Annotated in this window: 14 protein-coding genes, 1 tRNA gene and 1 riboswitch; of the genes, 5 read left to right on the forward strand and 10 right to left on the reverse strand. The window is 45.8% G+C overall.

Annotated elements, in window-relative coordinates; all coding sequences use genetic code 11:
* Positions 1-233 precede the first annotated feature (233 nt).
* A complete protein-coding gene (locus tag RJ60_RS11060; RefSeq protein ID WP_099830389.1) occupies positions 234-704 on the forward strand; it encodes a YbaK/EbsC family protein in 471 nt (156 codons plus the stop codon).
* Here the strand turns inward: RJ60_RS11060 and RJ60_RS11065 are convergent.
* The 10 genes from RJ60_RS11065 to frr form a co-directional block, all read right to left on the reverse strand.
* Positions 695-1,477 carry an ABC transporter ATP-binding protein gene (locus RJ60_RS11065; RefSeq protein ID WP_243392382.1) on the reverse strand — a complete coding sequence of 261 codons (783 nt, stop codon included), beginning with the start codon at positions 1,475-1,477 and terminating at the stop codon, positions 695-697. The genes RJ60_RS11060 and RJ60_RS11065 overlap by 10 nt on opposite strands.
* Positions 1,467-2,459, reverse strand: a complete 993-nt coding sequence (locus RJ60_RS11070; protein ID WP_099830390.1) for an iron ABC transporter permease — start codon at positions 2,457-2,459, stop codon at positions 1,467-1,469. The genes RJ60_RS11065 and RJ60_RS11070 overlap by 11 nt, the downstream gene beginning before the upstream one ends.
* A complete protein-coding gene (locus RJ60_RS11075) occupies positions 2,456-3,349 on the reverse strand; it encodes an ABC transporter substrate-binding protein (protein WP_243392386.1) in 894 nt (297 codons plus the stop codon). The genes RJ60_RS11070 and RJ60_RS11075 overlap by 4 nt, the downstream gene beginning before the upstream one ends.
* A gap of 43 nt (positions 3,350-3,392) precedes the next feature.
* A riboswitch (cobalamin riboswitch) is annotated at positions 3,393-3,554 on the reverse strand.
* A gap of 2 nt (positions 3,555-3,556) precedes the next feature.
* Positions 3,557-5,353: a DNA mismatch repair endonuclease MutL gene (mutL, locus tag RJ60_RS11080; RefSeq protein WP_099830391.1), complete on the reverse strand. Its 1,797-nt coding sequence runs from the start codon at positions 5,351-5,353 to the stop codon at positions 3,557-3,559.
* Between the two features lie 9 nt (positions 5,354-5,362).
* Positions 5,363-6,106 carry a 23S rRNA (guanosine(2251)-2'-O)-methyltransferase RlmB gene (rlmB, locus tag RJ60_RS11085; protein ID WP_099830392.1) on the reverse strand — a complete coding sequence of 248 codons (744 nt, stop codon included), beginning with the start codon at positions 6,104-6,106 and terminating at the stop codon, positions 5,363-5,365.
* Complete coding sequence (locus tag RJ60_RS11090; RefSeq protein WP_099830393.1) at positions 6,106-6,522, reverse strand: Mini-ribonuclease 3; 417 nt, start codon at positions 6,520-6,522, stop codon at positions 6,106-6,108. Before RJ60_RS11090 ends, rlmB begins: the two co-directional genes overlap by 1 nt.
* Positions 6,509-9,118: an alanine--tRNA ligase gene (alaS, locus tag RJ60_RS11095; protein ID WP_099830394.1), complete on the reverse strand. Its 2,610-nt coding sequence runs from the start codon at positions 9,116-9,118 to the stop codon at positions 6,509-6,511. Before alaS ends, RJ60_RS11090 begins: the two co-directional genes overlap by 14 nt.
* Positions 9,119-9,130: 12 nt before the next feature.
* The gene (locus RJ60_RS11100) at positions 9,131-9,985 is read right to left on the reverse strand and encodes a phosphatidate cytidylyltransferase (RefSeq protein WP_099830395.1); all 855 of its coding nucleotides are present in this window, start codon (positions 9,983-9,985) and stop codon (positions 9,131-9,133) included.
* Complete coding sequence (gene uppS / locus RJ60_RS11105; RefSeq protein ID WP_099830396.1) at positions 9,985-10,668, reverse strand: polyprenyl diphosphate synthase; 684 nt, start codon at positions 10,666-10,668, stop codon at positions 9,985-9,987. The genes RJ60_RS11100 and uppS overlap by 1 nt, the downstream gene beginning before the upstream one ends.
* Positions 10,668-11,225: a ribosome recycling factor gene (gene frr, locus RJ60_RS11110; RefSeq protein ID WP_180977903.1), complete on the reverse strand. Its 558-nt coding sequence runs from the start codon at positions 11,223-11,225 to the stop codon at positions 10,668-10,670. The genes uppS and frr overlap by 1 nt, the downstream gene beginning before the upstream one ends.
* Positions 11,226-11,379: 154 nt before the next feature.
* On the opposite strand from frr, the gene yajC reads away from it, so the two are divergent.
* The 4 genes from yajC to RJ60_RS11130 all read left to right on the forward strand — a co-directional run bounded on the left by yajC (position 11,380) and on the right by RJ60_RS11130 (position 14,388).
* The gene (yajC, locus tag RJ60_RS11115) at positions 11,380-11,769 is read left to right on the forward strand and encodes a preprotein translocase subunit YajC (protein WP_099830398.1); all 390 of its coding nucleotides are present in this window, start codon (positions 11,380-11,382) and stop codon (positions 11,767-11,769) included.
* A 99-nt stretch (positions 11,770-11,868) separates the two neighbouring features.
* Complete coding sequence (gene secD, locus RJ60_RS11120) at positions 11,869-13,341, forward strand: protein translocase subunit SecD (RefSeq protein ID WP_258006287.1); 1,473 nt, start codon at positions 11,869-11,871, stop codon at positions 13,339-13,341.
* Positions 13,338-14,258, forward strand: a complete 921-nt coding sequence (gene secF, locus RJ60_RS11125) for a protein translocase subunit SecF (RefSeq protein ID WP_103134721.1) — start codon at positions 13,338-13,340, stop codon at positions 14,256-14,258. The genes secD and secF overlap by 4 nt, the downstream gene beginning before the upstream one ends.
* 54 nt (positions 14,259-14,312) lie before the next feature.
* Positions 14,313-14,388, forward strand: a tRNA-Ala gene (locus RJ60_RS11130).
* Positions 14,389-14,397 lie beyond the last annotated feature (9 nt).

Raw genomic sequence — 14,397 nt, forward strand, 5'->3', positions numbered from 1 at the left:
TTGCGACTGCAAATAAGAGTATTTGTGTATCGCATCTATATGACCTTTTTCGATTTCTTAATTGAAGTAATGGAATGTATATTTGAATAGAGAAATTTCGCAGAAGGAGTGGGCACTTTTCATTTAAGCGAAGCTTTTTGTGTAGGATTTTCTTCTCCACTTCGATAATGAATTTTCGATTCGACTTTTGGGCTCGTGGTATCATAGTTCAGTTCCCTTCCCGGAGGTGTACGATGATCCCAGAAAAGGTGCTTGCAATACTGAAGGCCAACGACCTGAAGTTCTACGAATTTCCCGAAGGGACTACACCCACAGCCACGACGGCTGCGCAGATGTTGAAGGTGAAAGTCGGCCAAATTGCAAAGTCGATTCTCTTCACTTGCAAAAGTGGAAGAGCTTATCTTGTGGTCTGCCCCGGTGATCGGAAGGTCTCGCTTTCGAAGCTGAAGAAGATAGCCGGTGAGAAACCTCGTCTGGCCGATGGGACCCTAACGCTTAGAGTGACTGGTTTCTCCCCAGGCGGAGTTTGTCCCTTTGGACTTTCAGGAGTCAAAATCATTGTCGACCAGTCTCTTCAACAGTATGATACTGTTTTTCCTGCTGCGGGGACTTCCGGTTCCGCTGTCGAGACTAATTTCGAAGAACTTGTAAGGATAACTGGTGCCGAGGCAGCCGATGTCAGCAATCCTATGTCTCAATCGTAGAACACTACCAGCGGCAGCCCGCTGACCGGGTTTTGCATGATTTTTGATTTGAGGTCGTAAACCTGCCTAATGATTTCCGGAGTAACGACATCCCAGACCTTGCCTGAAGTAATCACTCTTCCATTATTGATGAATAAGAGCGTGTCTGAAATCTCTACCGCCTGATTTATATCGTGAAAGATCGCTATTGCACTTAGTCCCTTTGCGCGGACGAGATCAGTCGCGATTTTTCCAACTCTTCTTGCGTGCCCCGGATCTAGATGAGTTGTGAACTCGTCCATAAGAAGTATCTTTCCTTCCTGGGCAAGAGCCTTTGCGATTATTACACGCTGTTTCTCGCCTCCGCTGAGTGTACTGAAGGGACGATCCTTGAATCCGTATACTTCCGTAAGCCTCATCGATTCGTCAATTATCATGTAATCCTCATTTGTTAAGTTTCCCAGTCCCCTCAAATGTGGGTTTCTTCCAAACGAAACAATAGTCTCAACTTTCAGATCGAATGACGGTTCGAAGCTCTGTGGTATGTAAGATACTATTCTTGCCAGTTTTTTTGTTGAGAGACCGTGAAGATCTTCTCCCATGATTTTCACAAGTCCGTTCCAGTTCTTTCTAATTCCACAGATAACACCCATCAGAGTTGATTTTCCACTCCCGTTTGGTCCCAGTATTCCAAGCACTTCCCCGTGCCTGAGTTCCAGATCGATTCCACTCAGAACCTCTTCCTTTCCATAACTGAAATGCAGATCTCTTACCTGTATTGGATCAACCATCATTAGCCACTTCCCTGCTTCTTAGAAGATATATGAAGACGGGAGCGCCTACCAGGGCAGTCACTGCACCGATTGGGAGTTCCGTGGGTTGAAAGAGCGTTCTCGCAATGGTATCGCAGACCACCAGAAAAACCCCGCCGAACATCGCAGTTGCAGGTAGGTTCAGCTTGCTGTCAGTGCCAAAGGCCAGCCTAACCATGTGGGGTATAACAAGCCCCACAAAACCAATCAAACCGGCTGTTGCGACTGCAATTGCCGAAACGATTGATACGGTGAAGAATACGAGGAACTTTATGCGCTCCGGGTGAACTCCGACGGTTATGGCGTGTTCTTCTCCGGCTGCCATTATTATCATTCTTCGGCGAATTATCGTGAACAAAGCATACTGAAGAATAATAATCGGAAGTAGTCTGAAAAAATCATCCCAGGTAACACCCGAAAGAGAACCGAGAGACCAGAAGTGCAAGGTAATAACATTTCGCCAGGCAAATACGACAAGAAAAGTCACCGCCGCGTTGAAAAGAAAGGAGACTATTACTCCGGAAAGAACGAGTGTTGTTATAGGGATTCTCCCTCCTCTCCGGGAGATTGTATAGGTCAGGAATGAAGAAAACAAGGCAAAGACGAAAGCAAGGAGATCCATGTTCAGCGATATTCTGCCAACATCTCTCAAGAACAAAGACAACACAGCTCCAAAGGAGGCTCCTGCCGATATGCCGATAATATATGGGTCTGCAAGGGGATTCTTTAGGGTAAGTTGAAGTCCATTTCCACCTACCGCCAACCCTGAGCCGATCAGGAAAGCCACTAATAATCTCGGAAGTCTGAGATTCACATAGATACTGGAAGCTGGTTCCGAAGAGTCTCCAAGAAATATGCCGAAAATCTCATTCAACGAATAATTGACTGTTCCGAAACTCGAGAGCCACAGCATCCCAAGTACGGATGCTGTGGAGAAAAACGCGAAAAGTGCAGCGCGTTTCAATAGAAGAACTCTTTCAACGTCTTCACGAGGTCCACAAAATCAGGGTTTGCATATGCGGTTAGGCCGTCGTAAAGCGGGTAGACTCGGTTATTCTTCACTGCAGGAAGATCTGCAAAGGGTTTGTAAGAAGTTATCATTTTTACCGCCTCTTCCTGACCGCCTTCGTAATAATATGGCACAAGAATTATGTCCGGCTGGGAGTTAAGAACAAATTCAGGACTGACGGGAAACCATCCGTTATTTCCGCTGTAAGGTGCTCCGACGTTTGCTCCGCCGGCATATGCGATTGCCTGGTTAACGAAAGATCCCGTTCCACAAGTCCAGATATCGCTTACCTCACCGACTATCATTATATACACAACTTTGGGCTTCTCACTCTGTGGAACATTATAGGAGTCTTTTGCGATTTCAAGAACCTCATCTCTGAAGTTCATCGCCGTTATACGTCCTTTATCAGGTATGCCGAACAAATTGCCGACAACCATGAGGTTTCTGTAGATATCCTCGAAAGAGTTTGGATTCATTACGAAGGTAGAGATCCCGATCTTCTCGAGCTTGGCAACTTCCGGCTCTTGAAAGCCACCAGAGATCATTACCAGATCAGGACCAAGCGAGAGAATCTTCTCAAGGTTGAGAGGAACGAGATTGCCTATTTTCTCCACTTCATTCGATAAGGCATACGGGTCCCAGTCAGTCACTCCTACGATCCTGGATGATACACCCAGAACTTCGAGATATCTGGTGATCGCAGGCGAAGCTATGACAACCCTATCGGGGGGATTGTCAATCGCCACGAGTCTTCCAAGATCATCCACGATTTCAAATGCTAGTGACAGAACAAAGAACAGTACCATAAAGCCGACTGCAAAAAACCTCTTCAAAAAACTCACCTCTTCTGCAAGGAATTTCACCACCCCTCTGCCTCGGAAGGATGGTGATATCTGAGCCTCACACAGGTCTCCTGACTTGCGGATCAATCTACTGTCTGCGCCTTCCCGGTTGCCCAGTGGCATGTGCAGAGTTCGTACCGCTTACAGTGGCGGGACCGTACCGGATTCACACCGGTTTCCCTTGATGTGAAGCATTGTTTCTGAGAGCTATCTGGAGAAGTATCTGTCCAGATCCTCCAGCCTTATTACCATGGATATCGGTCTTCCATGGGGGCATACAAGAAGATTCTTCTTCTTCAACTCTTCAAAGAGAACTTCAGCCTGCCCTATGTCAAGTCTGTTTCCAGTCCTAATTGCCGCTTTGCACGCGATTGAGGCTAACAGATTATCGAAAACCCTCTCGGGAGTTTCAAGACCTTCCAACCTCATCTCATCTAGAATTTCCTCGAGAGTCTCTATTGCACCCTCCGTCTTAATGACTTGAGGAATGGATACCATTATGATTTTATCATTGCCGAAATTGAAAGTGAACCCAAGTTTCTTCAACGCTTCCTCTCTCGCGATAATCAGATCCATTTTGGACCTCTCGAGATTCAGCTCAAGCGGCATGAGAAGATTCTGAGGGGAGATCTTCTTGCTTTCTTTGAGAGCCTCGAAAATGATCCTCTCATGAGCGGCGTGCTGATCGATCAACAAGAGACCGTCCTCGAATTCCGCAATCAAATACCGTTCTCCGAAAACGCCGATGAAGCTAGCTTTTGCTCCCACACTCTTTTCTTTGGTTGCTGATTGTTCGCGCTCTTCAGCGGGAGTGAATGATCTGAAAAGGTGACGATCTAGTCTGGACTTCGCATAAGTGTCGCTCGCACTGTTATCGAAGACTCTCTGGTTCCTCCAGGAGTGTTTTATTCCGCGATCCCTTATTAAATGCTCCTGATCAATGTCTGAGATATCTCTCCGTTCAACCGATCTTCCGGCGGTGCTCTCTTCGCTATGAACCACATCGATTGTGAAATGACCGGCGCCTTTAACGGCAGACCGTACAGCTCTCTTCACTTGATCCAGAACGGATGAAGTAGACGCAAATTTCACTTCGAGCTTCTGTGGATGGATGTTAACATCGACTTCGTGAGGATCGATATCGATAAAGAGAACTGCAAAAGGAAAATTCCCCTTTTGAAGAGTCTCTCCGTAACCCCTCTCGAGAGCATAATTCAGTTCAAATTGCCTCACATATCTACCGTTCACGAAGATGTTTTCACCCATTCTATTCTTTCTTGTGCGATTTGGAAGTGTAACAAAACCCCGTATCTTTATTTCTGCTGAGCTTTCCGAAACTGGTATCAAGTCTTTTTCAGAAAGCCCTGGATAGATAAGTGCAGCTCTGGCCTCGACCGATTCAAGGCCCCTTGTATCGAATATCACTTGAGAATCCCGAGAATAAGTGAAATCGATCTTGTCGAATGCGAGTATGAACCTCTGAACCATCTCAGTTACCATTCGGCCTTCAATTGAAGCGGATTTCAAGAACTTCCTTCTGGCGGGCGTGTTATAGAGAAGATCGTAGACTTCGACCGCAGTTCCATTTGAACCGCTGAGAGGTTTCTCTCCTATGATATCGCCTCCGGCAATGTCGAGAGCCACCCCAAGTTCCTCTGTATCTGAGACGGTTGACAGCCGCATGCGCGACACCGAGGCTATCGTTGAAAGGGCCTCTCCCCGGAAGCCGAATGTGAGAAGAGTATCGAGATCATCTATGGAGACAATCTTGCTGGTAGTATGAGGCAGAATAGCAACGCTTGCTTCTTCTCTGGTCATCCCTCTTCCGTTGTCTCTTACCATTATGTATTCTTTTCCGCCCGATTTGATCTCGATTTCAATAGCCGTTGCACCGGCATCTATACTGTTTTCCACCAGTTCTTTCACTACGGAAAAGCATCCCGTTACGACTTCACCTGCGGCAATCTTCCTAACAACATCGGACGACAGTTCGCGTATTCTCATTAGTTTTGTTCACTCTCCTCGTACGGCGAGCTGGCGTCGTCTGTCGAATAAGATAATAGCCGCAGCGGCAGCGACATTCAGTGAATCTACCGTTCTCTCCATGGGAATCGAAATGAGAACGTCGCTTCTCTCTTTCACCAACCGCCTGACTCCTTTTCCCTCATTTCCGAAGATTATCGCCGATTTGTCAGAATATTCGTTTTCGTAATAAGGGATTCCGTCCATATCTGAAGCGTATATCCAGAATCCTCTTTCTTTGAGAGATTTCTCAAATTGCGCCATATTGACTATCTTGATTACCGGGATACTAAAGGCAAGTCCTGCAGAGACCTTTACGACTGCCGGAGTAATTTCTGCAGAGTTGCTTGAAGTGATTGCAATGGCATCGGCCCCGACCGCAACCGAAGTCCTGATAATCGCTCCAAGATTATGTGGGTCCTGGATCTGGTCTAAAAGCACAATGGTTGCTGTGTTCTGTTCTTCAAGATTATCGAGCATTTCTTCGGAATCCACGTATGAGAACTCCTTGAGATCAATCACCACTCCCTGGTGCTTCTTCTCTCGGCAGAGATTTGCGAGTTTTTCCGGGGGCATCTCTTCTATTTTAAACCCCTTAGCTTTCGCTTCGTTGGCAAGTTCAAGCAACTGAGAATCGACATTCCTCTGATTGGTAAAGAGTATTCGTTTGATTCTCAGTAGTGACGAGTCGATTCCAAGCAGTTCTTTCAGAACATTTCTGCCATGGAGATACATTAAATCACCCTTTCGAGCAGATCTTTTATCCTTTTGACTCTTCCCTCAAGGAATAGATGACCAATAAGGACCTCGAGAGCGGTAGCCATTCTATAATCCTCGTCGTCCCCATGTTTTTTCGAGCCTCTTGAATTGTAACCCCGTCTGACGATCTTCCTCTCCTCTTCATCGAGAAGTCCTTCGATTTCTTCGAGAGCCTTTTTCTGACCGGGAGCGCTTACATAGTCTTTCACAATATTGTGCTGATGACCTGCCCTCCGATGCGCCTGCGGGAGAGTCCTCAATCTGAAGTAAAGAGTGTACACTGCATCTCCCACAAAGGCAAGACTGTCAAGGGAAAGCTTGTCGGGAGCGGCTGAGACGTCAAAGAGGCTGCCTAAGGAGGCATCGTCAAACTCATTATTAAAGGTATTCATCGATCCTGTCTATGATGGCTTCCAATTTTGAAACATCCTTTCCACCTGCCTGGGCGAAGTCTGGCCTGCCTCCTCCTCCTCCTCCCAGGTCGTGGGCTATCTTCTTTGCGATTTCTCCTGCCTTGAACCTGTCAGTAAGTTTCTTCTCGACCTTCACGACGAAAGAAATAGAATCTTCCAGTTCATTGAAGATAATAACTATGCCGCCATTTTCCTTGCTGAGGAGGACATCTGCACCGTTTCTCAAAGCGCTGGACGGCGCGTTCTCTACTCTTCTGATAAGCAGATTGACGCCTTTGACCGTCATTCTCTTATCTTTCATTAGTGCATCGCCTGAAAGTAGCTTCTCTTTTAATCTGACAATCTCCTGGCCTCCCGACCTAAGTTCGTCGAGTATGCCCTGAAGCCGCTGAATTATTACATCCTCAGGAACTTCAAGTACTTCTCTGATCGTCTTCTGTCTGTTGAAAAGATTGCGAAAATATTCGAGCGAAGTGGTTCCGGTTATTGCCTCAATTCTCCTTGTTCCGGCCGCTACGGAGGTCTCCGAAAGAATCTTGAAGAGGCCGATTTCTCCGGTGTTGTTTACATGAGTTCCTCCGCACAGTTCTCTGCTGAATCCCTCTACAGTGATTACTCGAACCTTGTCGCCGTACTTTTCTTCAAAGAGGGCCATTACGTCTTCACCCTTTATTTCATCGAAGCTCTTCTCTGCTTTTTCGACTGGTTTTGCTTTGAGGATCTCTTCGTTAACCATGTTCTCCACTTTATTTATCTCATCGGTTGACAAAGACTGGAAGTGTGAGAAATCGAAGCGCAATCTGTCAGGTAGAACCAGTGAACCAGACTGATGAATGTGGCCTCCTATGATTTTTCTGAGAGCTGCGTGCAGCAAGTGAGTGGCGGTGTGATTTCTCATTATTGCTTTTCTTCGGTCTGTGTCTACAATTAGCCTGGCTTGATCCTTCACCCGCAGCGTTCCTTCTTCGACTGAAATTCTGTGGACTATCATCTCTTGATAAGGAATGAACACACTCTCAACTCTAGCCAGTGCTGTCTCGGTCTCGATAAGCCCGGTGTCCGTTACCTGCCCGCCTCTTTCGGGATAGAAGGGAGTCTTTTCAAGGATGACGTCTCCAGTCTCTCCTTCTTCAAGGGCTTCCACGGCATCGCCGTCCTTTAAAATCGCGACTATGGTCGATCTGTCTTCAAGTCTCGAGTAACCTGTGAATTTTGAATTGCCGGTCGTTGGAAAGATACTGGAGTAGACCTCGATGTTTCCCAGATATTTCCTGTCTCCCAACGCCTCTCTTGCCCTCTCCCTTTGCAACTTCATTTCTCTTTCATAACCTTCTTTGTCTAGTGTAACGCCGGTATCTGCAACGATCTCTTCGACAAGTTCCAGTGGAAATCCATAAGTGTCGTGAAGAATGAACAACTCGGAGCCAGACAGTTCCTTCTTATCTACTAGAATTGATTTAAGCCTCTTCTCGCCGTTCAGCAGCGTTGAAAGAAATCTCTCCTCCTCTTTCATTATGATTTCCTGCGTAAACGAAAGCCGGTCTTTTAGCTCTGGATATACGTTCCCCATCTGTTCAGCGACCGTCTCCACTATTCTGTAAAGAAATGGAGAATCGTAGCCAAGTAAAGAACTGTGCCTCACAGCCCTCCTTAGGACTCTCCTGAGCACGTAACCCCTTCCCTCATTGGAAGGTAAGACTCCGTCGGAAACCATGAATGCAATTGATCTCGCATGATCTGCGATAACTTTGATCGAGACATCGGAGATTTCCTTCTCCTTGTACTTGACTCCCAGAAGCTCTTCTATCTTCCTGATTATGGGTATGAACAGATCAGTATCGAAGTTTGAGTCGACATTCTGAAGAATCGAGGCAGCTCGTTCAAGCCCGAATCCGGTATCGATATTCTTTCTTTCTAGATAGGAGAGATTTCCTTCCTCATCCTGGTTAAACTCAGTAAATACAAGATTCCAGAATTCAAGGAATCTTCCGCAGTCACAAGCAGGACTGCAGTTTTCGGGATCAGGGCAGTTGTTTCCGTAACCCCTGTCTATGAAAATCTCTGAATCAGGTCCACAAGGACCCGAAGGGCCGGCTGGTCCCCACCAATTATCCGCCTTCCCAAGCCTAACAATCTTCTTCTCGGGGACTCCGACTTCATCTCTCCATATTGAGAACGCTTCATCGTCATCTAGGTAAATCGAAACCCATAGGAGCTCATCCGGTAGAGCCAAATGCTCCGTAACGAACTCCCAGCCCCACTTTATTGCTTCTCTCTTAAAATAATCTCCAAACGAGAAGTTTCCAAGCATTTCAAAAAAAGTCTGATGTCTGGGAGTTCTACCAACATTTTCAATATCGTTGGTTCTCACACACTTTTGACAAGTTGTGACTCTCTTGTATGTGGCTTCGACTTTTCCCCAGAAGATTGGTTTGAAAGGAACCATACCGGCAACAGTGAACATCAGTTGTGGATCGTTAGGGATAAGAGAAGCACTCTGTATTCTTTTGTGGCCCTTCGATTCAAAGAAGTTGAGATAACTCTCCCTTATCTCAGCTCCGGTCATGAATTTCATTGGTTAGCCCCCTTAAGTCAAAAGAGTAAGGAATATATAGAACATGGGTGTTACAAAAAGAACACCATCTATTCGATCTAGCATACCACCATGGCCGGGAAGTAGATTACCGGAATCTTTAACGCCGTGATACCTCTTGAAAGACGACTCCACAATGTCTCCAATAGTGCCAAATACGGATACAACAACCGCCAGAACCATGAAATGGGGTATCCCGAGATCGGGTCCGTTGTAGAGTCCTACGAGCTTACTCATAGAGACGAAAAGCAGCATGAAGAGAAGCGTGGTAACATATCCTCCGATTACACCTTCGAGACTTTTCTTAGGGCTATAACTTGGAGATATTCTGATCCGACCGAAGCGTTTACCTATGAAATAAGCTCCCGTGTCGAAGAGCCACACCGATGTGAGAGCCATCAAGGCCATTGAAGAACCAAATCCTAGATAGATGTGATAGAAAAATGCCAAATCGAAACCAACATAGATTAATGAGAACACAGAATTGGCAATAATCTCTTTGGCACTTCTAACATTGGATACTGTTACTATCACCACAGACGCAAGTGCAATTACCCCCACTGCGAAAATCAGTTCAGGTCTCGGAGCAAAAGTTTCAACATCGTTGAACCTGTCAAGCAGTATCCCGTATATTACGATTATTGCAGGAATAATACCTGACAGGGCAATTCTAACTGTCTGATGATTACTGTCCTTCAGGCTGAACTTCAAGTATTCGTAGTTCGAAAAGAGAACAACGGCAGATACCAGACCAATGAAGGAGTAGTAATTTGCGAAACAGAGAACCACGAAAGGTGCCACAACTGCAGCCGTAACTATTCTGATATTTGTCTCCGAGATCTTCTTCATCAGCTCAATGCACCAAACCTTCGCTTGCGTTTAGAGTACTCATCCAATATCCTCTCAAATTCCTCTTTCTCGAAATCAGGCCACAAGGTTCTTGTGAAGAAGAGCTCGCTGTAAACCGACTGCCAGGTTAAGAAGTTGCTTACTCTCTTTTCCCCAGAAGTCCTTATTATCAGGTCTGGTTCAGGCACATCGGGGAGATACAAGTTCTCTTCTATATCCTCTTCAGATACCCTATGCTTTCCGCTCTCAATAACTCTGTTGACTGAATCGACAATCTCTGCCCTTCCTCCATAATTCAAAGCAACTATAACATTCAGTTTCCTGCACAGTGAGGTTTTCTTCTCGATTTCTTTTGTGAACTCGTTGAGTTTCTGAGGGAGTTCATTCAATCTTCCAATGAAGCGCATCCTCACTCCCTCTTCCAGCATATTGTCGAGCTTGCTGCTTATGTAAATGAGCATCAGTTGGAAAAGGAAATCTATTTCTTGCCTGGGTCGTCTCCAGTTTTCCGTTGAGAATGCATAGAGAGTTACATAACTAATACCGAGATCGGCACACCAATGAGAGGCGGAGTCTGCAATTTCTGCCCCCTTCTTGTGCCCCTCAATTCTCTCGAGTCCTCTCCTCTGAGCCCAACGGCCGTTTCCATCCATTATGAAAGCAACGTGAACGGGAAGGGACATTAAAACTCCATGATCTCCTTGCTCTTCTTCTCGAAAGCCTTGTCCATTTCTTCTATGTACTTGTTCGTAAGTTCCTGAATATCCTCCTCAAATTTCTTCAGGTCATCTTCGGTCATTTCAGAAGCCTTCTCAAGATCTCTAGCTTCCTTTATCGCGTCCCTTCGAATGTTTCGAATCGCTATTTTACCCTTTTCCGAATTGTCTCTTGCGAGCTTCACCCATTTTTCTCTCTGTTCCGTTGTCGGTATAGGGAAATTTAGCTTAATGTTTGCTCCATCATTAATTGGTGTAAGGTCTAGTTTTGACGCAAAGATGGCCTTTTCAATCTGACTGAGAACGGTCTTATCCCAAGGCTTAATAATCAGTGATCTTTCTTCAGTCACGGTGATTGTCGCCATCTGATTGATCGGAGTAAGGACCCCGTAATAATCGACTTTTACAGACTCAAGAAGGGCAGGAGAAGGTCTACCCGTTCTCATCTGACCGTACTCTTCAACGATCTTTTCAACACTTTTTTTCATTCTGCTTTCGGCATCTTTTAGCAGGCTATTCATGATCTTCCTCCCTTTCTTCCATTCGTCAACGGAATTATATCATGTAAGACTTTTCGTATTATGAGCGACTGAACTCCAAAAAGGCTTGTTAGTTGAATTGGATAGTCTATTCTGGTAAAATCATACAGGTGCTCTAACCATGACAGGAGGTATGTAAATGTTTTCAATCCTTAGTTTCATAGCATATGCCCCGGCCGGAGATGTAGCGGCTCCTTCGGCGGATGCTGGGGCTTCAACTGGGGGCTTTTCGGGGATTATTATCTGGCTAGTCCTTATGGTTGCCTTCTTCTACTTCTTGATAATTATGCCTCAGAGAAAGAGGGATAAGCAGTTCAAGCAGATGATGGAGAAGCTTAAGGTTGGTGATAAAGTCGTCACAGCCGGCGGAATAATCGGGAAGATTACCATGATAAAACCGGATAGTCTCAGGATCAGGACCGGCACCGGTACGGAACTGGACGTCACAAGAAAGGCGATCGCCGTTGTAGTGAACAAGGGTGAGAATGAAAAGGAAGAAGTAGAACCCGACGTAAATGTTAAGCAGTAATAGTTTCAGTTATATTCGTAGATATTGGAAGGGGGTGTCTGTCCGAGTCTTTCGGGCAAAGTCCGTATGAGAGCAAACCGAAAACGTTTGATCGTCACCATGGTGGTGTTGATTGCAGCATTGCTCCCGCTGTTAATACCACATGGTAGTGCGCCAGCCGATAGCAGCTTCCTCGACAAATTAGCTGCAAACATCAAGTTAGGGCTTGATATAAAGGGTGGAGCTCTTCTTGAGTACCAGATGGTTACCGATGTGTCAGATTCAGAAATGAATGCCCTTGCAGACAGGGTTATTGAAGTCTTAAGGGCAAGGCTAGACGCTGCAGGATTCACAGAGGCAACCGTAGAAAAAGTGACCACAGGAATCTCATTTGGCGAGGATATTCCGCCGGTAAGAGTAAGAGTCCAAATTCCTGGAATTACTGACGTTTCGAGAGCGGAGAATCTTGTTGGGAAGACAGGTAAACTCTACTTTGCCGATGTTCTTGCTATCGAGACCTCGGTTTCTACGCCCTCGATCCCTGCAGGTATGTCCCTAGAGATTAGCAGGAGGAAACTTCAGGGAGCCGAACCTTACTGGGTTAAGGAGCTTCACTACGGGGAGTATGTTGGCGGAGTGCAGAACAATACCTGGTACTTTATCAGTCCAATGATTAGCGTAGGTTCAAGTTATGCTGAACTAGACGGAAGTGTAGTCACCGATGCCAAGGCTCTCGTCAATAATCAACCGAGACCTGGCCAGGGACGTTTCATGGTTTCTTTGAAGTTCAGTTCAGACGGTGCCCGAACCTTCAGGGACATCACTTCTGTGAAGTCCACATATGCCGATTCAGACATCAAGAAGAGACTTGCCATAGTACTGGATGACAGGGTGATTATAGCTCCGCTTGTTCAGTCTCAAATCTCTGATGGTAATGCAGTTATCGAAGGTTTGAATTCGATTGAAGAGGCTAGAGAAGTGTCGATTTTGGTTGGAAGTGGAAACCTTCCAGTCGATCTTGCATCCTTTAATAAGAGGGTTCTCTCTCCTACTCTCGGCAGAGATATCATCAATGCAAGTCTGTGGGCGGGGGTTGCAGGAATTTTCATTATTATGATCTACATGGTTATCTTCTATAAGAAGATGGGTCTCGTAGCCGATCTTGCGCTGTTGTACAATGCGATCCTCCTGTTTGGCATGATTTCGCTGACCGGTTCAATACTTACATTACCCGGTATAGCTGGTATCGTACTGACCATAGGAATGACGGTCGATGGAAATGTGCTGATCTTTGAGAGGATAAAGGAAGAGCTAAGACTGGGCAAGACGCCAGAGAACGCTATAGACTCGGCATTTTCGAAAGTTGTATGGACGATCTTTGACGCGAACCTCACCACAATTCTTGCCGGACTAGTTCTCTACTACTTTGGAACGGGTACAGTGAAGGGATTCGCTATTACTTTGATAATCGGTGTTATAGGCGCCATGTTCACAAACATCGTTGTGTCGAGAACGGTCTTGACTGGAATGTCGGGAAGCTTGAAGCCTCATCACTATGTCGAAGTTGAAACGGAAGGGAGAGATGCAAGATGACCTTCAAAGTTGACTTTGTTGGAAAAAGAAAGTACTTCATTGCTCTTTCCCTTGTACTGATTCTTGTTTCACTTGTCTTCATCTTTACCAAGGGCTTCAATTTCGGAGTGGATTTCACTGGTGGAATTGAAATCAGCGTATCCGTTCCCGATATTGACATGACCGTAGCGGAGATGCGAGAGCTCCTCAGTGCAGAGGATCCAAGCTTTGCCGCAGCTAGAATCATTAAACAGAGGCCTTTGATTGAAGAAGGTTCTTCCGAACAAAGAAGCAGATTCTCGATAATCGTTAACACTAGCGAAAGCGACGAATCGGTGACATCAAAGATCCTGGCCGGTCTTGAGAGCGAGGGAGTAACGGAGAGTAATATTCTATCTGTTAGTACAATCTCCGGTTATGCAGCTCAGGAAATCAGAGGGTATGCCTGGATTGCAGTGATCGTGTCGATGGCTCTTCTGTTGTTGTATATAACAATTAGATTCAAGTTTTCATTTGGAGTTGGCGCGATTATTACTCTGATACATGATGTGATTATCGTAATGGGTTTCTACAGTATTTTCGGAATTGAATTCAATGCACCGGTAGTAGCATCTCTTCTTACGCTTGTTGGATACTCTTTGAATGACACTATCGTAGTCTACGATAGAATCAGAGAAAACACCAAGAAGATGAGAGGCAAGACAATAGAGACAGTAGTCAACACAAGCATCAACGATGTGATAGTCAGGTCTATCAATACCTCTTTGACGACGTTCCTTGCGGTTCTAACGCTCTTCATATTCTCCGGAGAGGTTTTGAGACCATTTGCATTTGGAATGCTGGTTGGTGTGATAGTTGGAACATACTCCTCTCTTTACATCTCCAGTCCGGTGGTTATCGAATGGCTCAAGCGAGTCGAGAACAGAAAGCATGCTTGATCGTTGTCTACCTCTTGAAATGTGAAACCTGGTAGAGTATAATTTTTCTTGAGTGGGGACGTAGCGCAGTTGGGAGCGCGATACAATGGCATTGTATAGGCCGAGGGTTCGAATCCCTTCGTCTCCACCAGGCGGGGAA

The sequence above is a fragment of the Mesotoga sp. B105.6.4 genome (assembly GCF_002896535.1).
Taxonomy (GTDB): Bacteria; Thermotogota; Thermotogae; order Petrotogales; family Kosmotogaceae; genus Mesotoga.